Below are 22,139 nucleotides of genomic sequence, written 5' to 3'. Positions count from 1 at the left end.
GTATATGGAATTACAACGCATTGTAGTAGCTCACTTTTCACCAACTGGCGGCACTAAAAAGGTAGCCCAGGCGCTGCAAAATGGTTTTAAAGCAGGAGTCGAAGGCTTAGAGTGCCAAGTTGTGCCTTTTAACTTCTTAAGTCCTACCATTAGAGCTAAGCGTGTTCCTAAATTTACTGAGCATGATCTATTAATTTTTGCCTACCCTGTATTCTTTGGCCGTATGCCTTGGGCTTTTGAAAACTGGCCAGAGTTAGTAGGTAATGGAGCTAAAGTCATTGTAGTTAGTGTCTACGGCAATAGAGCTATTGAGGATGCCGCTCGTGAAACCATGTCCTTTTTAAGCAACCATGGCTTTAAAGTTTTAGGTCATATTGAGGCCATTGCTCAACACTCTCAAGAAAGTACATTAGCTGCTCATCGCCCTGATGATGAGGATGTGGTTGAATTAAAATCTTTTGCCCAGCGCATCTTACAAACTATTAAGGATCAAGGCTTTGCCTCTCTCAAGGAGTACGAGTTTGATTGCACTACACCTTTAAAAGCACCAGGCAAGGCCCCTTGTGTCCCATTTATTACTGACGCAGACAATTGCGATCAGTGTTTACGCTGTGTTAGCGCCTGTCCTTGCGGCATTATTGATAAAGACACTATTAGCGTTAAAGATGAAGATTTAGCCTTATGTATGGGCTGTAGAGCCTGTATGAATGTTTGTAAGAGCTGCACCAGAGGCTTCCCTCAAAAGGTTCATCAGGCCATTGCTGAGCGAATGGCTATGATTAAGGCCGCCAACAGTGAGCGCAAGCCTAATGTTTTAAGCTTAGCCCCCTAAAGTTAAGCAAACTTTTAGAAGAAAGCTTTTATTACCCCGCTAAGTAGGCCACCCTCAAGCTTATCTAAGTTGAGCTCAGCTTAGCCTCAGTTAAGCTAAGCCTAAACAAAGCTAATTTAGCCCAGCCTCTCCCATAGCCATAGTTGGATGCTCTAATCTTGCTATACTGTCTAAAATTGGTTTTTCCAAAGTAGATGGCATAGCCTTTCCTTCCTGTAGCCAAGATCTTGGCTTTAGCCTTAGCCTTATGCCACAGGCATGACCATAGCCATGGGCGTGGTCATCCCATAGCCACGGCTATGGTCGTGACCATGACCATGCTTTATCTTTGCTGATGATAGCTAGAGTATTAGTATTAATACCAAATCCCAGACTCTTAATTTTGAGCCTGAACTTGCTTAGAGAAAAATTTTTTTGTTAGGGCACAAAAGCCATATTTATCGCAGTTTAACCTAGATATTTACTAGTTAAGCGGCTGGGATTATTTGTGTGAGCTATTTTTGCTAGTTTAGAGCTTTATAGATCGTGCTATAATTTTTTTGCTTTTGTTCATAGAGGTGATATCAGTTGCTTGAACCCAACACTTTTATGAAAAAAGTGCGAACTTGTTTGCAAATTTAGGCTTAACTTAAACTAATTGCGGCACACAAATTGTAGCATTTGCCATAATCTTAATATTCCTAAGTAAGCTCTATCGAGTTTTGATTAAAGCTTTGGTATTTTGGCAGATAATTTTAAGTTTTTTCTGCTAGTCATCTATAGAGCTTTAATGGAGAGAAGTCGCTTAGTTTAATTTATAGTTTGCATCTGATAAGTTCTTAGTAAGATGCCAAACCTAAATATTGGCCTTTGGCCGCAGGGAAATTCACCCCTTAAAGATTGAGCATATTTTGTATATTCAAGTTTGCATAGATTTTGCAAAACTCGTTTTATCCTCTTTGTCCATGCTCTAAATATATTTATTGCTACCAATAAGAGGCCTAAACACTTTGTAAAGCTATAATATTGTTGTGCTTAAGATAGACTGTGTTTTTGTTGAGACTGGTTGTTTTTAAGCTAATACATGGGTATACCATAATTATTTGGTATGGTTGATTACATAGGCTATCGTTTCTAGCTTTGGTGCTGGGAGCCCCAGAAAAAGGAATTATTGTGAGGCTGCAAGCTTGCTCGAAAGTCATTACCCTAACCGCTTTGGGATTTACCCTTACTGCGGCGGGAGCTTTTTACTCTTTAAATGAGGCACAAAGCACTCTAGATGCTCAGTACGACCGTCAGCTTAAAACCCATCTAAGCACTGTTGGTTCTGATCTTAGTCATTACGTACAAAGAATAAATAATGACTATTACCAATTAATAAACTTGTCCTTAGCTAATGTCTTAGCTTTAGGCCAACCTTATTACAAAAAAGATCCACTTTTATCTTTCTTTGAACATAATTTCCGCCATACTTCTCCTTACAGCCAAGGAGAAAACTTGCTCTATGCTTTAGAGGCACTTAACTATTTTAAGATCCCTTATGTTAGCTATAACTTTGCTACTAAAGAGCTTAAAGTACATGGGGCCCAGGATGACAAGCACGAAAATCGCATTTTAAATGCACGTGCTCAAGATGGCACTAAACTCAAAGATCTAATTAACACTCGCTCTACTCTTACCCAAAGTTTTGGTATTTTCTACTTTGGTGGCGATACTTATTTATGCCTCAAGATTTATGATAGAGCTACCCAGAGTAACTACTTTATTGTTGATAGTTATTTGAGTGTACTTAATAATGCAGCCGTTAATGTCAAAAAGATTTTCTCTGATATTGACCCTGTAATGCAGGGCATTTTAAAAGACGACAATGTCATGATTGTTCGTCGTGGTAGCCCTATTTTTAAAACTCAAAACTTTAAGCTTAAACTTGATTTACAAAATGGCTCCTTACGTAAGTTAGTAGGCATTCATATTGTTGATCATGATGGCAATATTATTCATGACCCACAAAATCTCAAATCTGGACAAGAAGCTTATATTTTAGGTGTTTCCTATTTAAGCTCAATAAATTCCTATTTGGTAATGCAACGTCCTTTTGAGAGCTATAAGTCTGATAATTCCTTTATCACTCTTGCCAAGATTTTCATTATCCTATTAAGCCTGGTCTTTGTTGGATTAGTAGCGGTTAATGTTTACCGCTCTGGTCTTGCAGAACAGGACAAAAAGCAGCGCTTTGCTCAGCTTATTAAGAAAATGCAAAGCATTAGCCCACAAGAGTTACAAGAACGACTCAAAAATGCTTATGCTGCTTTATTAGCTCATAAGAATAACTCTCAACATAGTGCTGATAGTTCAAGTGAACTTGAGCATAAAGATGCACTTACTGAGTATAAAAAAGAGCAAGATCTCAAGGATAAAAAAGAAAGTCCTAGTGCCGATTCTCAAAAGAGCAAGAATGAGCACGATAGCGCCCAAGCTATTGCTACTCCAGATTCAGAGGCTAAATCTGATGCTAAGAGCAGTAAAGGCGCTACCTCAGAGCGTGCTATGCCAGAGGCTAACAAGGCCGAAGCTAATGGAGAAATGAACGCTAAGTACCAGCAAGCTACTGATTTAGGTAGCGACCATAATGGTGATATGGCTAACCAAAGCTTGCTTGATAGTGAGTTAGCAATAGAGCACTTATCTGATGATGACTTGCTGTTTGTTCAGAACTATCTAGTTGATGAGTTATTAAAGGATTCTGGCATCAAGAACACCTCTTTAGAGGCTATGATGGCTGGTCAAACCTTTAGACTGTCAGCTGCTTTGGATAGCGACTACCAGCAATCTATTCATGAGCTTAAAGATCATCTCAAGAACGAGTTTAAGAGTCGCATTAATATCCACCGCATGGAAGGTAAGTTTATGGCAGCTCGCTCTATGCTGCTAAGCGCCCTTCCAGCCGAAGATGCCATGCCGTCATCTAATTTTATTGACTTTGCTGCTTGTACCGTTCCAGCCCGTGAGCTCTCTGGTAATTTCTATACCATGAAACGCCTAAAAGCAGGCAATTTAGCCTTTGTTATTGGCGATTGCTCTAGTTCAGGGGTAAAAGCTGCTTATACCGTAACTGTAGTCAATACATTACTTGAAGAGGCTTTACGTCAGGATTTAGACCCAGCACAAATCTTATCGTTCATTAATGAGCGTTTGTGTGCTATTTCTAAAGTAGCATCAGTATCTTTATTTGTAGGTATTATTTCTGAAACTACAGGAAATGTGATCACCTCTAATGCAGGTCATTGCTGCCCTATTTTAATTGCTAATAATCAACCTCAATTCATAGGTCATGAAAATGAACTACGTCTTGGTGTGGACAAAGATCTCAAGTTTGAAATTAGCAAGTGCAGCTTATCTACAGACGATATGATCTTGCTTTATACCAACGGTGTACTTAATGTTAAGAATAACGAAGATATTAGCTTTGGTATTGAGCGTCTCTTTGAGCATTGCCAAGAAGCCAAGAGCATGCGTGCTGATGAGCTAGTAATTAATGTTCTAAATGACATTAAGCTACATAAAGGCAAGCGTCCGTTTAGAGAGGATGTATCCTTAATTTGTATTAAGCAATTGCTCACCGAACTTAAATAATTTTCAAGCCCAGCTAAGAGAAATCTACGCTGGGCTAATTTTATCCAGAGGCTATACCAACACCACCAACTTCCTACCACCAGACCTCACATATACCATGCAATGGTTTACTCTCCTACTGTTCTTTGCCCACCATGAGCACCAGTCAACCAATCAATCCTCCAACCAACCAACATTGCTAAGAAAATTTAGGTGCAAAGCTCGAAAAAAAGAGCTTAATTTTAGGGAAAATTGTCGCAATAATAGCTTTTTGACCATAAATATTGCATCATTTTAGTGCACTTAAAAAAGGCAATACTTATAGATATGGCTAGATAATGCCTAGGATCCAAGATAAATAAACGCTTTTAGGCTATTGCACTAGATAAGGGCTGTAATTGAGATAAAAGGGCAAAGACTAGTACTTATCATCTTTTATGGCATAATGTGCCCAACGATGATTAACGTCTTAAGGCAGATATAGTAGAAAACCAAATGTTTTTACTTTCTTGCTCGCATCATATAGCATTACCGTGCTTTTGACCTTGAGACTAGACTTTATCAAGCTAATTGTAATCATGGTTTAATACGAGAGTTAATTTTAAGACTCAATCTCTTAAAGCTTACCCAGTTTTATAGAGACAGGCTCTTAACTCAAGAGCTATAGCGAGCTAACAAGAAGTAATCCTTGTTAACCCTTTAAAACTCGTTGATTCCCGTTGCTATTAGCAGTCTTTACTGACTTAAATATAAGCTTATTCATTTACACGGCTCTTTATAGAGCCTTTGCAATCTTTAGAGCTTATATATTGAATTTACTAAAGTCCATGTCTTAAATCGGTTGCAAGCCGTTAAAGCTATAAGAAGCTTGAGCAAGTGCTCCTAAGTCCATTGAGAGATTATGCATTTAACTAAGTAACATACAGTAGCTTACTGTGTTATTTTAAGAGGCCTACCAGCTCCAGAAATTACAAAATCTAATCATGCTAACCTGCATTATTTAGTTTTTGAGTTTTCTTAGTTCCCAAGATTAATGCTTTTGTTCTTAATACTTTCGAGTGCTTTACAGATATTTAGTGATCCTCTGTTGCTTGCACCATATGTCAATTCAAATAGAGTTTTACTAAAATCTGATTTCTCCTTGGTAAGTAATACATCATATTTTTTTAGCTCACAGCTAAAACAGGCCACTTACCTCTCTGTAGCTGTCAGTAAGACCTTTTGAATGTATAAGGCTTTTTTATGTCAAAATTAACCATCAAGGAAATCATTTTGCTGGGCATGACCAACTTTGCGTTGTATGTCGGTGCTGGCAACATTATTTTCCCTCCAATCTTGGGTTTACAATCTGGTACTAACGTAGCACCTGCTGCTATTGGCTTCTTAATTACTGGTGTTGGTTTACCAGTTATTGCCGCCGTTGCTATGGCTCGTTTAGGTGGCTCTATGGAGGAGCTTTGTCGACCAATTGGCGCTAAAGCAGGCTTCTTAGCTACCGCAGTGTGCTTCTTATGTATTGGCCCTCTCTTTGCTATTCCTCGTACTGCTACTGTAGCTTATGAGTTAGCAATTAAGCCATTCGTGCACTCTGACTTTAACTTGCTACCAGGTTATAGCGTATTCTACTTTATCATTGCTACTATCTTTGCTATGTACCCAGCTAAGATTCTTGATACTGTAGGTAAGATCTTATCTCCTATTAAGATTTGCGCTTTAATCATCTTGTGTGTGACTGCTTTCTTCTTATCTCCATCTGAGCCAGCAGCCCCTCAAGAGCAGTTTGTAAATGGTGCTTTTGCCTTAGGCTTTGTTAACGGCTACTTAACCTTAGATACTTTAGCTTCTTTAGCATTTGCCATTATTATTGTTAATGCTATTCGCTCTCACGGCGTAACTGATGCTAAGCCAGTAACTAAGTATGCAATTATCTCTGGCTGTATGGCAGGTATTGGCTTCATTTTCATCTACATTTGCTTATTCCGTTTAGGTAATACCTCCGTATCCTTAACTCCAGAGGCTACCAACGGTGCAGAAGTATTAAGTGCCTACGTAAACTATGCTTTTGGTAATTTTGGTAATATCTTCCTTGCTATCTTAATTATCGTTGCATGTATGGTAACCGCCATTGGTCTTATCTGTGCTTGCTCAAGCTACTTTGAGTCCGTATGGCCAAACATCAGATATCGTACCTATGCCATTATCTTTGCTGTAGTTTCTTGCGCTATTGCTAACTTCGGCTTAACTACCTTGATCAACATTTCTGTACCAGGCTTAATCAGCGTGTACCCAATGTTCATCGTATTGGTAATGACTTCCTTTATCCGTGATTTCTTCAATAGCCAGCGCTTCGTTATTGCTCCAGTATGTGCTTTAGCTTTAGTGTTCGGTATTAATGACGGTTTAGATGCTGCTGGTTTAAGCGTATTACCAGACTCAGTAAAGGCATTATTACCTTTCTATAGCAGCCAGTTAGCTTGGTTAATCCCATGCGTAGTTTTATGCGTAGTTTTAGCCATCGTTGATCGTGCTATGAACAAGAAAGAAGTAGCTGCTTAATCTTTCATTAAAACTAAACCTTCCATTAGGTTTAACAAAAGCCTCGCTTTGCGGGGCTTTTGTCATTATCCAGCCTCCCCCGACCAGCCCACCGACACAGCACCACCTTTACAGCTTACAAATTTTGCCCTATCGCCCGCTCCTGCTGTCGCCACGGCTCCCGATATTGCACTTGCTACAACTCCAGCTCAGGCTTTTGCGCCCGCTCCAGCTCTTCATTATCGCTCCAGTTTTTACTACAGCTACAGCCCATGTTCCAGCTCAAGTTCATGCTCATGCTCATGCTCATGCTTACCCTTAGCCTTAGCTCAAACAATAGACCGCTCCTAGCATTGGCAATAGTATTAGCTATAGAGGATACAAATTTTGGTTAAGTCTTTTGTAATAGCCTTGAACAGGGCCTAGTACCTGCATAAGCTTTACACCTTGAGGCTAACCTAAAGCGCTTATTATTTCTATTGGTAGGCTTGTAATGTTTAGTGTTGGCTGCTGCTATGCGACAAACTACCCTATCTCATACCTATTATTAGTTCTTATCATTAAAAAGCTGCCCTAGAATCGCTCTTAATCTTGAGAGAAAAAGTCTGTACTACTTATCATATTTGCCCCTTGATGATAGCTATCTTTGGTAATTTATGGCAGTTTGTTAGCTTACATGGGAGTGAATAATGAATTACTCTTTAGACTCTACTAAAATATGCCTGATATAGGCTGATTGACAGCACCGTTTGACAGATGAGTATTTATTATGGCTGTAAAACAAGTAATTCCTTGTCCAAAATGCGGACGTGAAAAGTATTATGAAGGCCTTTGTTGGGTTTGTCAGGCCGAGGAAGAACGCCAAGATATTGTTAATATGAGCAAAGAGCAAGAAGAAAAAGAGATTAACTCTTTACTCAATATTATTGCAAGCACTGGAGAAATGGAAGATGAGCAAGAGGTGCTCTTTTCTAAATTAGTATGCTATCGTGATATCAATACCAGCGCTTTTGCCGAACTTGCTTATGAAAAAGGCATTTACTTCCCTTGCGGCCTATACAAAGATGCCTCTGAACAAGTAGTTAAGAACCTCTGTACCCTACTGTGCCAAGATGATTTAGATTCTTTTATTGCTAACCAAATTTTACTTTGTGTTTCAGTTGCAGCCGCTCGCAAAGAAATCAGACCTATTGTTTACGACTGCTTTGTAAAACTTCACAAAGAGCCAAGAGCTTGGCGAGCAAAATTGCATGTCAACCCTGATGAATATGCTGTCTATGGTGGTTGGACATATGACAAAGACTTCAATATTGTTGAGACCCAATACCCTGTATGCTATTCATTAGTACAAGGTACTAAAGAACAACACGAACATAGCCCTGTAACTATTGCTCAAGCAACTAATCAAGAAGAGCGTTGCCCTGTATGCCAGGCTAAGATGTTTGATGTCATTAAGATTGATGGCAGAGATCCAAAGCTTAAGTTTTTAAACATTGATGGCGTAATTGCTATTAAGTGCTGCCTCTCTTGCTTCTTCTATAATGAGGACTACTTTGTTTCTTATGATTTAGAGGGCAATAGCAAAGTCTTAAACGACTTACAACGAGATGAAGAGGCTGAGTGCTTTATTAGTGATCAAGACTATGAGTGCATTACTCAAAATACTTATGTATTAGGAGAACACCCTACTCCAATTCGTTACCATGCTCAATGGAATGATTGGGGCAGTATTGGTGGCTTTGCTTTTTGGATTCAAGATGTCGAAATTAAGCATTGCCCAAAGTGCGGTAAACCAATGAAGTACTTAGCTCAGATCCCTTGGACAAATGTTTTAAATAACGCTGAGGGCTACGGCTATATCGAAATTTGCCCTGATTGCCAAATAGCTGCTGTAATTCACCAACAAACCTAAAGCTCACTGCGCTTTACAACAGCTTTTCTCTACCAGCCTAGCACCTCAAATGCTAGGCTTATCTTGGTTCTTTAGCAAAACTGACTTAGCTCTACCTAGAAGTTTACTGCGATAGCTAATACCACCATCCAATCTAATCTTACTAACAATCATAGTCTTACACTGTCAACACATGATTGTTGCACCACTTCATCGATAAAGGTCTTTACTTAAGGGCTATGTTTTGCTGTGCTCTACTATCTGCTGTAAGTTTGTTTGGCATTTATAGCATGTGCTTATTCTTAAATTTTAGTGCTTAATTTGATGGCATGTGCACGAACACAATAAGCATTGCTACTCTTATGTGAATCAAATCACATATTGTCCTTTGAGCTTATGTTTTTCTTGTCTGACCTGTAATACTATTGCTTTTAGCTATGATAGTCTTTTAGACGTTGTGAAAAATGCGCCTGTAATTTGTTTATTAATTTTTGCCCTTTACTTTAAAGGGAGATAACACAACATGCTTACGCTTGGCTATTCGTCAGGCTGACTTTCTACGTCTGTGAGCTTTTTTGTTTTAGCTTAGGGCTTAATTTAGAGCAAAAAGGTTAATGCTAGGAATAGGAGCCATTAGTACTTTGCCCATGGCAATGGTAATAATGGGCAAATTATGCGATTGAGAGATTACAAATTTTATCCTGCAACCTTTGAACCCTGTGAAGTTCAAGGAAGCAAAAATGGATTTAAAGCAGTAGTTCATACTATTGCTATGGACATAGTTACCTACGGAATCAATTACGATAATACCGTTAAAATGGCCCAATCAGTAATAACTGATATGGCTCATGCTATGTCTTATGAGGATAATATTCCCCAAGCCCTCACTGGAGTTGAAGTATCAGTTCCTGCTAGCAAGGATAACGTCTCTAATCGTAAGGAAATCCACTCTAAAAACGACGTTGATCAAGAGTTAGACGTTAAATTACGCTCCTTAGTTCAGCTTATGAAAGAAGACAGTAAGAGCCAAGATCTTGCTGAGCCAACCTACGTAAAATCTTTAGCGCCAGAGAAAAACGTAATCAATCGTAAGTACAAGTTTAATGTTGATATTGAGCTACCAACTCAAACAGCAATTAAGATAGTAATTGCCAACTATTTAGCCAGTCAGCATAAAAACCTTAACTCTCTTGCCTCTAATATTGGCTGTAAAAAGGAAGAACTAGAACGTCAATTAGACTTCTACCAAGACACCAGCATTTATGACTTAAAGCTGATTATTTCATGCTTAGATCTTAAGATCAGCGATTTAGACGAATTAGGTTGCCCTTGGTAATCATTGGTAAGCATGGCTCAGCCATATAATTTTACCGTTTTACTAGCAAGGCATTGCCAATAAACCTATAAGTACTCAAACTGCCTTGTAGCTTAAGATGGCCCTACTCTCTTGCTTTTGTGGCTAAAACCCAAACAGCCCATAAGTAAAACCTTACAGGCCTATATAATTATGTACTCACATAAGCAAGCAGCATGTATGCTCATGCAAGCACGCTTAATCATGCGAGCAAGGCTGCTGCCACGCCAGCCAGGCTGTTTTATGCAAGCAAGGTTTATGTCTTACTAAAGGTGTTTGCAAGGATAGCTTATTTGCTTGCTATGTATAAGCATGCAGGCTTGCCTAAAAAGCCAACCATGGGGAAGTTAGGTCAGCAACTTCTACTAGATTCACTACTAAAACCACTGGCCTTTTGGGAAGCTATTCTCAACTCAAAGAGCACCAGGCACTAAAAAGCCCGAAAGCTTTAAACTGTTCGGGCCTTGGCAAAAAGATATTCACTAAAATTAGCGCTTGCGACGGGAGCGAGCTTTGCTAACTTTCTTATTTTCTGCATTCAGATTAGTCTCATCAGCACCATCTTGCTCTGGGGCAGTTTGCAGATCTTGAGTTTGCTCCTGCTCTAAAGCTTGTGACTGAGCCTGGGCTAAGGCCTTATCTTCGGCAGGGCCCGCTTGGGTCTGGGCTGCGGCAGCGGTAGCTGCGGCAGTAGCTGGAACCTTTTGTGGCTGAGCAGCTGTGATTGAATCTACAAAAGCTACGCTATCGCTTTGGTTGGTTAATTGAGGGGCAGGTTGAAAAATCTGGCCAAACTCTTGAGCAGCTGCACGAGTGGTAGAAACAATACGAGTTGATTCTGTACCTAACAAGGTTCTTGGTGAAGACTCAAAAACATTAGGCTCGTTATCATTTTGCTCTACAGCAAATAAGTAATCCTCTGGCAAAGTAACTTGCTGGCAGAGGCGAATGTAATCTTGCTCGGCAAGACGAGCGGCATTAGAACCATGTAAAGCTAAGGCCTGTCTATTACGAATAATAGTCTTTACCTCTCCTGAGGTCTCAAAAGCACCAGGCTTAGATCTTACAACTATAATGGATTGCTGAGACTTTTGTTCTGGTTTAACTACTGATACCTGACCAGACAAGATAGTATGGCCCTGTTCCATAATGCCATCATGGATCTCATGAGCCTGAGCTTGTAGTTTTTCTTGCTCGGCTTTTTGTAAGGCTAATTGCTGCTTATAAGACTCAGAAAGCTCTTTTTTGTGCTCTACAAGTGCAGGTGCACTTGATTCGCGAACTAAATTTGAGCCAAGAGGCAACATCTTGGTAATAGTGGTGCTCTTGGTTGAGTTAACACTAGCAATACTACTATCAGTAGTAAAAGCCTTAATTGATAGTCTGGTACCATTGATGGTTTTTTGAGCGCTATAAAATTGCTTGAGCTCTCCAGAGCTAACAAATTGATTATTCATATTATGAGATGTTCTCATTGATAGAGCACGGGCGCTTCTAATTGATGAGGTTGGATACACTTTATTGTGGTCACGATAATAGAAGCTTTGATTGTTGTGCTCATTAGCATGACTAAAAGGCACTTCATTATCATGTAAAGCGCTATGGGCTCTAATTTCCTCTAACAAGTACTCTTGTGAGTCTTTGTTACGAGCTATTTGAGTATAGTCTATACCTGAAAAACCGTAAGCAGCTACACGCATTACTGGGGCATGATCAAAACGCTCAAAGCTGGTTTGAGTAAGACCAATATTATGCTTAATGCCATTAGGCTCATTCATTACTGGTAAACGAGTACGACGACCAAAAGGAATGCTAAACTCATAATAGTCAGCGCCTTGGGTCTTATTCTCACGTACAGGAGCCTCATCAACATGCACAATAGGTGCACTAACCTTGACCTCTTTATTATGAGGTTCGTTAGCTAGTTTTTCTGCAGGAGCATTGTTAGCCTTATTTTTGGCTTTGTGCTTTTTCTTACTCTTAATTTGCACTATAGGCTGTTCACTCTTATTAACCTGATTTGAGTTATTGCTCTTAGCCTCAGGCGCTGATTGTACAGGCTCTACAGTAGCATCGCTCTTTGGGGGAAGATCTGGTTTTTCTTGAGTGTGAGCTTGAGAGCTAACTTGCTCTTGCTTAGCAATTTGTGCCTGAGCAATAGCACTTTTTGCTACATTTTCAATCACTAACTCATTAAGCTCGGCATCATTATCCGATTGCTTTACTTTATTACTTGGTTTTACAGTGCGTGATTGGTCATCAGCTAAATCCAAACCATTGGAGTAGGAATACTGCTCTATGCTCAGAGTTCCCTGTACTTGTTGGTTACCATAGCTGTTAGAGGACAGTGAGCCAAAGCCTTGTCCAGAACCATATTGCGCATTAAAACCGTTCATAAAAAATCCAAAAGCTTACCCTTGGTAGCTATAAGAAAAGAATGCTTACATACAATACAAGACCTTGCACAATGGCAAGGTCTTGCTAGCTTATATTAGTCTTTGATTAACTTATTAAGCTAGGTTTTCTTGTGCTTGCTGGTAAGAGCTATCACCATTATCTTGAGCGCCTTCCTTTTGCTTTTGCTCTTTAGCACGGCGAATTTCTTCTTGGAGCTCAGGATAAGGATCATTGCCATTTAGGCTATTTGGAGTTAAGCCATCAATACCATTTAATGCAATTTCACGAGCTAAAGCTTCATCCTCAGAACCTAAAGCAGTAGCAATTAAAGCTAATGGTAGACGCTCTAATTCTAAGCGGATCTTATTGCCATAAACGCCATCTAACAGACAACGATAGAGGTGAGTCTCTGATTGATTTAAGGCAATTGGAGCACACTCAGCCTGATAAGTATCATTGCTAGTCCATAAATCCTGATTGGATAATAAGGTTTGCTCATCCATCAAGATAGACTCGATATTTGGTAAGTACAGACGTAAGTTATGCAAAATAGCAAAAGAACGTAAATCAATAGAGCCTAAGTATTGGCATTGGCTATGAGATACCCACTCAATTTGGCAAACATCACGAATATGATTGAGCGGAGTAATAATAGCAATAGTACCCTTAATAGCTGGCAGCGCTACAGCGGTGGCAATATTGTCCATAAAGACCACACGATCAGGGCGTAAATTTAGAGATGGCATTTCCTCTAAAGAGCAAGCAAAGAACTTCATGCCGCCTACTTTAGACTTAAGCTCATCATCAAAAATCACAATGCGAACTAAAGCTGGTGGTGGAACAACACCTAATTGGAGTAAATCTTTACGATATGGATTTAACTCTAAGTAATCACGTAAGAAGTCTAACAATAATGGGCTGTGAACTTCAAACCAGTGAGTATCAACACCACGAATTGGAATTTGTCTGGTTAAGCACATGTGGTCACGGTGAGAGCAGAACCACTTTGATACTGCCACCATACGCTCAAAGTCAATCCAATCAAGATTAGCCAATGAGTTAATGACGTTTAAGGCACTATCAATCAGCTCAGGGATTTCTTGAAGAATTAAGGATAGGCAACGAATAGCAGAGTGGTACTCAACCTTGTGACCTGCCCAAGTAGCTAACTCTTCTGGAGTTTCGAACACTAAATGAATAGGTACTTTAATAGTGCCTAACTCTTCAAAAGTACGATCAACAAATTCAACATGACCAGCTGGCAAATTAGTTGACCACTCATTACAGAAGCTTAAAAAAGCTTCCTTGTTGCTAACAACATCTTCCTCGTTAGATGGAGCACCTAAATAGAGGTGAGTAGGAAAATCCTCAGGCACTTCACGCTTGTCCTTGACGTGACTTGCCAGCCAACTGATCACTTTAGCGCGATAGTAATGGTTAATCTCGCTGCGAATAATGCTACGGTTTTTCAAAATTAACTTCCTATTGTCTAACTTGTGCCCAAGACATTGCTTTTAGCCAGATTGCAATTTCTAAAGCTTAGGTTTAGCAAAGTAGCACTCTACCAAACTAAACCAAAGCCTCAGACCTAATTTAAAAGAAAATGTCGTGAAACTAAGCGCTCAAATCCAGGGGCTTTTGCCCCTATCGTTAGCTCATTAACTACCAAAACAGTTTTCCAAGACTTAGCTCTCTACAAAAGTATCTTTTTATTATAAAAAAGCAACTTACTGTAGAACACTTGGTGTGTTTGTTCTAGCAAGCTCTATACCGTCTAAAACAAACACCATGAAACTTTAAGTTATGCAAAGCCAAAAACTTTGCTAAATACAAAAAACAAATATCTAAAAAGGGCAACTATCCACTCTTGGTAAATATTTGCATCATATGTAAATTGCAATTATAGCATATGGCTACATGTACAAAACTAGCTACAGTCCAAATCCTATTACAAGTTGATATTTGGGAGAAAGCTCACACTTTAGCTGTCATTGGCTTATAAATGCACTTTTACTCATAGCAACTTATCTATAAATGCTGCCCAAAATTAAAATAAAGGCCGATCCTTTTTTGATCTGCCTTGCAAATATTATTAAACCTTACTGTGTATTACTGCGCCTAAAAAGCCCAAGTGCTATACAACACCGCCCTAGGACTGACAAATTTACTGTAGCTTTGAATGCATGCGTTCAGGCCCAAAAGCTTGCAAGGCTTAACCTAGTTAAGTAATTAATTGGCATCTGATTTGTTTGAGAGTTCATTGCTGCCAGGGGCTGCTTGGTTAGCTGCCCAAAAGCGCTCAATAAAGGCAAAATATGGCAAAATCAATTGTACTGTTGGACCGATTAATACAGCTCCTAAAATAGTACCCTCTCTAATTCCTATAATGGTTGTGAAATTAGAGCACCATAATGAGATAGCAGCTGCTAGCCCAACTAAAGTTAAATCGTAAGATAACTTTACTATGCCCATTTTCCATTTTCTTACTTGAGCTAATTTGATGACAAAGGCATCGCAAGGCAACATAGCCACATTGACTGTTGATTGAAGTACGATATTTACGGAAATAATGATTACGCCTGCCAAGAAGGTCGCAAAACAAGCCCAATAGCCAATATACTCAGGATGAAAATCTTGGGTTAAATACATTGCTAAATCTACTAGCAGTCCAAACACTATCATGGCTGGAATTTGCATTAAGATATTCTTAGTTCTGCTACGCCATTGAGCTTTAGGATATAAGGCATACTGAAAAACCATCATAGCCACGTTAAAAGCAATGGTGACAGCACCCATGGTCACTGGAAAATAGCTAGAAATTACAAAACTGGCACAAGCAATAGAATTGACACCCAAAGTAGAACGTGTAACTAAAGTCACACCTACGGACGCAATGCTAATACCAAGCATGAACACACAATAGCGCTTAAATAATTCTTGTTTAGACATAAATGTGCCTCTGCAATACAACTACTCTCATCTGGCCTGTCACTTGTATACCAGATACTGTATTATCTACCTAAAAGACCTATCCTGCTTAACATTTTGTAACTTCTTGTATGTTAGTCACAAAACTAGTAGAAGTTTATTTATCGCAGTCCCCACTAACTATTGGCTTACTAAGCTCTTCCAACAAGCAAAGCAAGCCAGTTTGATTGATTGCTTGCTTGATTGCTACCAAACTACAAGATGACATGCTCGCAAGCTGATAAGCTGGCCACCAACTTATAAAGTTGCCATATTTTGTCCTCATACGCTCGCCTTAATTGCAAATAACAGCTTACTTAACTACTTTATTGGCTCTATCTTGAGGACAAAGAATGCTTTGGTCTTGCCCTATAGTTAAAGGCTGCTGTTGTTTTGGTTCTATTAGTTGTGCTCTTTTTACGTCATGTTAATGACTCTTAGCTAGAAAGGTTCAATATGAGTGCTTATTTGTAGGCAGGCAAAATTCAATATACGCAAAACACTAGGGACAAGACAGAGTGCCTTTCCATGTGATTGAAGATGAGTTTTTTCTTATTGAGGCTATGGCTGTAGCTGTAGTAATAGCAGTAGTAGTAGCGGCTGCTGTGGCGGCAGCGGCGGCAAGAGCGCTGTATGGGAAAGGAATAAAGATGGCTGTTGATGAAGTTGCTTGGGTTTTGTACTGGTGCCCGATAGAATCCCACATCCCACCCTCATTATTATTTAATCAGCGTCCTGGTGTTAACAATTAATTATGCATTATGCATTTGTGCACTATGGGAGCTTAACAATTAATAATACCCCAGCTCTGAGGGCTATCAAGCTGCAAGTGCATATGACAATTTACGCTGTCACGGCGTTGGTCGCTCGCCTTAAACAATAATTACCGACTAAATCGGGCTTTTTGAACTATTCTATTAAATCTACTGTCCAATTGGACTGTTGGAGCTTATTGTCAACTAGACGCAGCTCTTTGGATAAATCGTCTTTTTGTTTTTGCCAAGCACTAATATCGATGGTAGGCTTAAACTTAATCTCACCACCACGGGCTCTAAAATTAACTTCACTAGCCTCATTAATGATCTCACTATAGTGCTTAATCTTAAGATTAAGGACATCCTTATGGGCAATTAATTGAGTTAAGGAAGTGCCATCAATCATAGTAGCAGCATTAGTAAGATTAATACGCTCAATCAAAAACTCTAGACGCTCCAAGGCATTATCAAGAGCGCTTTTTAACTCCTGAGGGTTTTCAAGAGGCTCTTCGCCCTCTTGCACTAATACACAATTAGCTAAACGGGCTTTAATTTGGTTAATCTTTACAACTAAATCAGCACGTTCTTGTAAGGCTTCTGCAAGTTTCATCGCAATTTCTAACCTCTGTTTCCTTAAACTCTTACTCAATTCTAGCACTAAAGTTCATTGTTTTAACCAAAACAGTGCACAATTGCAAAAGCACAACTTGTATGACCAATATTTTTTGTTTAAAAAAATCATCCATTTGACTTTTCTTGCTCTCTTATTAGAGCACCAAAATAAACCGTTTTGCACTAAATTCATTCATAAGGTCAAAATATAGTTACAACTAAATTTTGTAAAATAATCGTGCTTTTTTAGGCTAAAGCACGGCTCTGTGCTAATTTTAGAAGCTTGATTTAAATATAAAATCTCGTTTTAGTTGCCAAGATGCTTTACTCGTAAATGCGATAAATTCTCTTAGCTCACTTGCTTTCAATTGCTCACTAAGGGGTAATTTTATTTTTAAAGAGTGTTAAAGAGATCACAAAGTTGCGCTATTATGTGGACGAGTCAATATTGCCTTAACAATTGAGTTAGCGTTTATTTAAAGTATTTTGGCTGAACTTTAATAGATCTTCTACACCCTATTAAGTCCTTGTTACAAAGCACTTATTACACTTAGATCCCAGAGTAAAGCTGCCTTTTGAGGTCTATGAGTGTGCTTTAGGTAAAAAATACCTCTTTTGTTTTCATTATTGGCGTATTTAGGAAGTAAACAATTAACTTGCTGTTAACCAAAATCAATCACAATCATGTGTTGAGCTTTTTAAACTTTTCTTAAAGTTTAAAAATATGGTTAATGATAACTCTGGTGAATTTTATGCCAACCAACGAACAATTAGTAAGACTAGGCATTTTTATAGCTACTGGCTATTTATGCGCTGGTGTAGTGGTTGCTATTTTTGCAGGTCTACCTTTATGGATCTCATTTTTTAATAGCGAATTTTCAATTGCTGCAATTGTGGTTAGCGCAACCTTTATTGCAGGCCTCATTATTGGCATGTTGATCTTACGCCCTTTAATTCCAAAGGTTGGTGTAAAAGCCGTATTTGAGCAAGATGTTTTAATCTTAATGATTGGCTTACTTTTCATGTCTTTAGCCATGAACCAGGCCATGCTCATCGTTGGTCTTTTAGTTACTGGTGCCGCTATGAGCTGGTACTTTACTGCTAACTTTAAAGTCCAAGTAAAAGCAGCTAAAAATGGTGGTGCCTCAGCCCTTACTTTAGGTGGCTGGGCATTAGGCCCTATTGTGGTAGTTTGTGCCTTAAACTACTTTGAACAACATGGTTTACTTACCTTACGTTTACTCTATGCTCACTTCATTATTATTTCTTTCTGGGTATGGGTACAGCGCTTAGGCCTCCACACTGACTACTCTGATGCTCCTGAATTTGTGTTACGCATTCAACATGATAAGGTTGTAGCTAAGACTCACCAACCTAAGAAGATCTTAGATCCAGGTGCTAGCGCCTCTGATGAGTTTTTAAAGGATAACTCTACTACTACAAATCAAGAAAAGAGTGCAGGTGAAAACAATAATTCACCAGAAAATCGTGTGTAGCACTTTAAATATGTTTGTGTGTGTGTGTTGCTTATTAGCAATGAGTAAATGAAAGGTTTGATATGCCCTTATTATTAAAATTTCTAAGCTTAGTGGCGCTAGGCCTTGCGTCCATGGCTCCTGCCTTTGCCAGTGAAGCTATTTTCACCACTACTACCATCTATGGCATTCGCTATGAGATGATTATCTTTGGTCTTATTTTGCTCGGCGTTGCTGTGTTCTACAATAAGACCATGCATGTTGCCATTATAGGTTTATTATGCTTGTGTTTTTACAAGTATGAATTTGTTGATGGCTTCTCTGTAATTCATAAGCTTATTGGCTATACCAATGCAGATGGCCAATGGGTTAAAGGCTCTTGGAACACTTATTTAAACCTAGCTTTAATGCTTCCTGGCTTTGCTATTTTAGCTAGCATTTTCGAAGAGTCCCGCTTCCCTGCTGTGCTACCTCGCTACCTGCCTCATGGCCTCTTTGGTGCCATGACCTTGCTAGCTTTTGTATTTATCCTCTCTACTTTCTTGGATAATATTGCAGCAGCAATTATTGGCTGTTCTATGGCAGCTACCTTATACAAAAACAAGGTACATATTGGTTACATTGCAGCTATCTGTGCGGCCTCTAATGCTGGTGGTGCAGGCTCTGTTGTAGGTGATACTACCACTACCTTAATTTGGATTTATGGTAAGGATCCTTTAGTTTTAGCTCATGCCTTTATTCCTGCTACTGCTGCTTTCTTAGTATTAGCTTTCTTTGGTGCTCGTCAGCAACATCGCTATACTCAGGATATTTTTGTGCCAGAGGGCGGTGTTAAAGTTGAAAATCGTCGTATCGCATTAGTGGGCGTAATCTTAGCTGGCGCTATTATTTTCAACTACTTCTTTGAGTTCCCTGCTTTAGGTATTTGGATTGCAATCTTAATTGGTACTCCTTTTGTTAAGATTAACTTCCGTGAAGGCTTAACTGCTATTGAGTCCACCGTATTCTTGATTGCATTAGTATTCTGTGCTGAGTTAGTTCCTATTGACTCAGTACCAGATGCCTCCATCTTATCCACTATGGCTATTGGCTTCGTGTCCTCAGTATTTAATAACATCCCATTAACTCAATTAACCTTGATTAAGGGTGGTTATGACTGGGCATTAATGTCTTATGCTGTAGGCTTTGGTGGCTCTATGATTTGGTTCGGTTCCTCAGCTGGTGTAGCCGTATGTAACGTCTTCCCTAAGGCCCGCTCCTTCATGAACTGGTTACGTTATGGCTGGCACATTCCTTTTGCCTTCATCATTGGTTTTGGCGTTTACTTAGTAACTTTTGGCTGGGATCCGATGAAGGGCAACCCACCAGATCAAATGCCTGAGCCTATTACCAATCAAGAGGCTATTGGTAACACTCAAATTCACCATGAAGCTATCCCACCTCAGGTACAATTCATGCCAGAGGCTCAAGATAGCGCAGCAGCTCCTGCTCCTGCCCCAGCTCCTCAAGTAGAAGCTGATGCTATGTAATTAGTTCATCACAAATGTAATTAAATCAAAAAGGGCGGCTGATTTTAGCTGCCCTTTTTCTTTCATAATGGGGTAATATTTACCCAAAATTAAACAACAGAGGATAATCTATGTTTACCCCAGAGGAATTAGAAAAACACTACTCCTGCCCTGCATATGATGCCATATATTGTGGCCTCCATGATGGCAAACCGCTGTTATTTCAGCACTATAAAGAAAATTGCATAATAGGCTACCCAAGCTTTTTGCTATGCGACCCTGACGACCCTTTAAACGATAACAAAATTAAACTCATCTATGATGATAGCCTTAAGCTATTTGACCTAGCCCGTAAGGTAATGAAGGAAAGAAAAATTAACTGACCAACTCCCATAGACAAGCCCATGTGGTGCCTACGTATCAAGGTTGCCCTATTTTCGTAACACCTCACAAACTTCCCCATCCAAGAAAGCCAAGCAAGTCAAGAGAGTCCAGGGAACTAGGCCTCTCAAGATAGCCAAAAGAGCCAAGGCCAAGCGGCAAGCTAAGAGGGCCATGGGTCTGAGAGGGCCATGCGCCTGAGTGGCAATCTGAGCTTCCAAGAGCTTTAAGTGCCGTAGGCTCTTAAGTCTTTGAGTAGCTTACGGTACTCTTTATCTAAATACTCATCCACTTTGTCCTCATCAATACCACCTTTGAGTAAGTAATTTCTAGCCTCTTGAAAAGCTAAGAAAGAAAAGCGGTACAAAGCTATGATGTTAGTGCGTAGTAGTAAGTTAACAATTGAACCTTTAGAGCGTATTAAAGCATCAGTAAAATCAACAGCTAATAAAGAGCCCTGAGCCACTAACAACATACGTCTAGTTTCGGCATTATTGTCAGAAAGCAAAGACAGATCAAAAGGCTGTTTTTCAATATAGAAAAGCTTAATAGCTCGTACTAATCGTACTAAGCCCTCGGCTATGGCGACAGGAATGGCTAAAGCTATACCATGGCGAAGGTCATAGCCTTGCTCAAAAACTTTAGAGCATATGGTTGCAAAGTCTTGCCTGTGCTGACCAAAAGCGCCAAAACCACCAAATAATTGGGTTAAATTGAAAAATGGTATTGGAATGCCACTACCTCGGTTTTGCGCACCAGAAGAGCCAGCCACATCAGACATAAGATGACCAAACCAATTAGCTATGCCACACAAGATTTTACCGATTAAAGTAGTACCTCTAAGCTCCATTTCTTGCGTGTCAATGACAAAAATTTGTCCGTTGGAGGCAAAATGAGAGGTGCTATTAAATTGATCCACGATGGAGAAAAATAAGCCAATTAAATCAGGCGAGTGAGCTAAATTCTTGAGGTGGTGGTTGCTTGGGCTCAAATTGAAAGCTCTATCTACTTGAGTGCTAATGCTCTGATCATAATTGACCTTGTAGGTACGCTCTAAAAAGCCAATAGCACTAGCGGTAGGATTAGCTATATCATCGATATTTTTTCCATTAGGCCAACCATGCAAGCGAGCAAAGCCTTCAACGGCTTTATCCACCATATCATCAACCTTTTTGGTCAATACGCCCTCACCAGGAGCTCCCACAAAGAGCACATCCACTATACCTGCAATAAGTCCACAGGTAGCGGCCAGCACATAGTCGCTGCCATCAAGTTGTGGCCTCTTAATCCTAAAATCTTTTTCGATAAGATCATGAAGAGCACGCTTTTCCTGAGGACTAAGCAAATTAGCAATATTTTCATTGAGATTGACTTGGTATTTCTCGCTATATTGCACAGCACTTTGGTGCAAGCTTTCAAAAGAGCCATCGGTAGCTAAAATATCAACATCAATATATTGATCTTGGTATTCCTTACGCTTTTGCCTATAGATAGCATCATATTTGCTCTCTCCCTGCCCAAGCTCTTTGCTCTTACGACGCTCTAGCATGCCCTCTAATGCGTTAATGGTATCTTCCATATCAGAACCTACCTGAGAGTCAAAACGCATATTAGGATTGGCATCAAGGTAGTTTTCTATTTCATCTACCTGGCACTTAAACTGCTCAACCCTGTCATCAAAATTATCTTGGGCACGGCGTATCATGGCTCCATGTTGGTGAAGCTTGCCAATATTAGCCGTGGTTTTAGATAAGCGATCATGCTCGACCTTAATAATGTCTTCGCTTTGTTTCAAAACGTTTGGTTTTTTCTTAAATAAGTCAAAAAACATGTTTTGCCCT

14 protein-coding genes are annotated in these 22,139 nt (G+C 39.5%); 8 read left to right on the top strand and 6 right to left on the bottom strand.

The window, feature by feature from the left end; all coding sequences use genetic code 11:
* The first annotated feature begins 4 nt into the window (after positions 1-4).
* The 5 genes from MXE38_RS03960 to MXE38_RS03940 all read left to right on the top strand — a co-directional run bounded on the left by MXE38_RS03960 (position 5) and on the right by MXE38_RS03940 (position 10,185).
* Positions 5-832 carry a hypothetical protein gene (locus MXE38_RS03960; protein WP_246911935.1) on the top strand — a complete coding sequence of 276 codons (828 nt, stop codon included), beginning with the start codon at positions 5-7 and terminating at the stop codon, positions 830-832.
* A gap of 1,194 nt (positions 833-2,026) precedes the next feature.
* A complete protein-coding gene (locus MXE38_RS03955; protein WP_246911931.1) occupies positions 2,027-4,444 on the top strand; it encodes a PP2C family protein-serine/threonine phosphatase in 2,418 nt (805 codons plus the stop codon).
* Between the two features lie 1,221 nt (positions 4,445-5,665).
* Positions 5,666-6,979 (top strand): branched-chain amino acid transport system II carrier protein, encoded by a 1,314-nt coding sequence (gene brnQ / locus MXE38_RS03950; protein WP_246911919.1) that lies wholly within the window; start codon positions 5,666-5,668, stop codon positions 6,977-6,979.
* Between the two features lie 748 nt (positions 6,980-7,727).
* Entirely contained in the window at positions 7,728-8,870 is a 1,143-nt protein-coding gene (locus MXE38_RS03945; RefSeq protein WP_246911917.1) for a hypothetical protein, read from the top strand.
* A 652-nt stretch (positions 8,871-9,522) separates the two neighbouring features.
* Complete coding sequence (locus MXE38_RS03940; RefSeq protein WP_246911916.1) at positions 9,523-10,185, top strand: hypothetical protein; 663 nt, start codon at positions 9,523-9,525, stop codon at positions 10,183-10,185.
* A 506-nt stretch (positions 10,186-10,691) separates the two neighbouring features.
* Here MXE38_RS03940 and MXE38_RS03935 read toward each other — a convergent pair.
* The 5 genes from MXE38_RS03935 to MXE38_RS03915 all read right to left on the bottom strand — a co-directional run bounded on the left by MXE38_RS03935 (position 10,692) and on the right by MXE38_RS03915 (position 16,932).
* Positions 10,692-12,599 (bottom strand): hypothetical protein, encoded by a 1,908-nt coding sequence (locus MXE38_RS03935; protein ID WP_246911907.1) that lies wholly within the window; start codon positions 12,597-12,599, stop codon positions 10,692-10,694.
* A gap of 114 nt (positions 12,600-12,713) precedes the next feature.
* Positions 12,714-14,072, bottom strand: coding sequence for a Wadjet anti-phage system protein JetD domain-containing protein (locus tag MXE38_RS03930; RefSeq protein WP_246911904.1), 1,359 nt, complete (start codon positions 14,070-14,072; stop codon positions 12,714-12,716).
* Positions 14,073-14,829: 757 nt separating this feature from the next.
* Complete coding sequence (locus MXE38_RS03925) at positions 14,830-15,549, bottom strand: DUF6198 family protein (RefSeq protein ID WP_246911901.1); 720 nt, start codon at positions 15,547-15,549, stop codon at positions 14,830-14,832.
* Between the two features lie 520 nt (positions 15,550-16,069).
* Positions 16,070-16,273: a hypothetical protein gene (locus MXE38_RS03920; RefSeq protein ID WP_246911895.1), complete on the bottom strand. Its 204-nt coding sequence runs from the start codon at positions 16,271-16,273 to the stop codon at positions 16,070-16,072.
* Between the two features lie 203 nt (positions 16,274-16,476).
* The gene (locus tag MXE38_RS03915) at positions 16,477-16,932 is read right to left on the bottom strand and encodes a DIP1984 family protein (protein ID WP_246911892.1); all 456 of its coding nucleotides are present in this window, start codon (positions 16,930-16,932) and stop codon (positions 16,477-16,479) included.
* 754 nt (positions 16,933-17,686) lie between these two features.
* Here MXE38_RS03915 and MXE38_RS03910 point away from each other — a divergent pair.
* The 3 genes from MXE38_RS03910 (at position 17,687) to MXE38_RS03900 (ending at position 20,300) form a co-directional block, all read left to right on the top strand.
* Positions 17,687-18,430, top strand: coding sequence for a hypothetical protein (locus MXE38_RS03910; RefSeq protein ID WP_246911889.1), 744 nt, complete (start codon positions 17,687-17,689; stop codon positions 18,428-18,430).
* Positions 18,431-18,492: 62 nt separating this feature from the next.
* Positions 18,493-19,938, top strand: coding sequence for a citrate transporter (locus MXE38_RS03905; protein WP_246911886.1), 1,446 nt, complete (start codon positions 18,493-18,495; stop codon positions 19,936-19,938).
* A gap of 110 nt (positions 19,939-20,048) precedes the next feature.
* Positions 20,049-20,300 carry a hypothetical protein gene (locus MXE38_RS03900; RefSeq protein ID WP_246911883.1) on the top strand — a complete coding sequence of 84 codons (252 nt, stop codon included), beginning with the start codon at positions 20,049-20,051 and terminating at the stop codon, positions 20,298-20,300.
* A gap of 224 nt (positions 20,301-20,524) precedes the next feature.
* On the opposite strand, the gene MXE38_RS03895 is transcribed toward MXE38_RS03900, so the two are convergent.
* On the bottom strand, positions 20,525-22,129 hold the full coding sequence (locus MXE38_RS03895; protein WP_246911873.1) for a hypothetical protein: 1,605 nt from the start codon (positions 22,127-22,129) through the stop codon (positions 20,525-20,527).
* Positions 22,130-22,139 lie beyond the last annotated feature (10 nt).

Origin of the sequence: Anaerobiospirillum sp. NML120448 (assembly GCF_023050945.1) — a bacterium.
GTDB lineage: Bacteria > Pseudomonadota > Gammaproteobacteria > Enterobacterales > Succinivibrionaceae > Anaerobiospirillum.
Note: the sequence above shows the minus strand (reverse complement) of the source record. Positions and strands in the feature narration are given on the sequence as shown.

Excerpts from the sequence above, each read along its gene's own strand:
- MXE38_RS03900 (WP_246911883.1), top strand. The coding sequence starts at position 20,049 with ATGTTTACCCCAGAGGAATTAGAAAAACACTACTCCTGCCCTGCATAT.
- MXE38_RS03895 (WP_246911873.1), bottom strand. The coding sequence starts at position 22,129 with ATGTTTTTTGACTTATTTAAGAAAAAACCAAACGTTTTGAAACAAAGC.
- MXE38_RS03940 (WP_246911916.1), top strand. The coding sequence starts at position 9,523 with ATGCGATTGAGAGATTACAAATTTTATCCTGCAACCTTTGAACCCTGT.
- MXE38_RS03915 (WP_246911892.1), bottom strand. The coding sequence starts at position 16,932 with ATGAAACTTGCAGAAGCCTTACAAGAACGTGCTGATTTAGTTGTAAAG.
- brnQ (WP_246911919.1), top strand. The coding sequence starts at position 5,666 with ATGTCAAAATTAACCATCAAGGAAATCATTTTGCTGGGCATGACCAAC.
- MXE38_RS03920 (WP_246911895.1), bottom strand. The coding sequence starts at position 16,273 with ATGTGGGATTCTATCGGGCACCAGTACAAAACCCAAGCAACTTCATCA.
- MXE38_RS03905 (WP_246911886.1), top strand. The coding sequence starts at position 18,493 with ATGCCCTTATTATTAAAATTTCTAAGCTTAGTGGCGCTAGGCCTTGCG.
- MXE38_RS03910 (WP_246911889.1), top strand. The coding sequence starts at position 17,687 with ATGCCAACCAACGAACAATTAGTAAGACTAGGCATTTTTATAGCTACT.
- MXE38_RS03935 (WP_246911907.1), bottom strand. The coding sequence starts at position 12,599 with ATGAACGGTTTTAATGCGCAATATGGTTCTGGACAAGGCTTTGGCTCA.
- MXE38_RS03960 (WP_246911935.1), top strand. The coding sequence starts at position 5 with ATGGAATTACAACGCATTGTAGTAGCTCACTTTTCACCAACTGGCGGC.
- MXE38_RS03945 (WP_246911917.1), top strand. The coding sequence starts at position 7,728 with ATGGCTGTAAAACAAGTAATTCCTTGTCCAAAATGCGGACGTGAAAAG.
- MXE38_RS03925 (WP_246911901.1), bottom strand. The coding sequence starts at position 15,549 with ATGTCTAAACAAGAATTATTTAAGCGCTATTGTGTGTTCATGCTTGGT.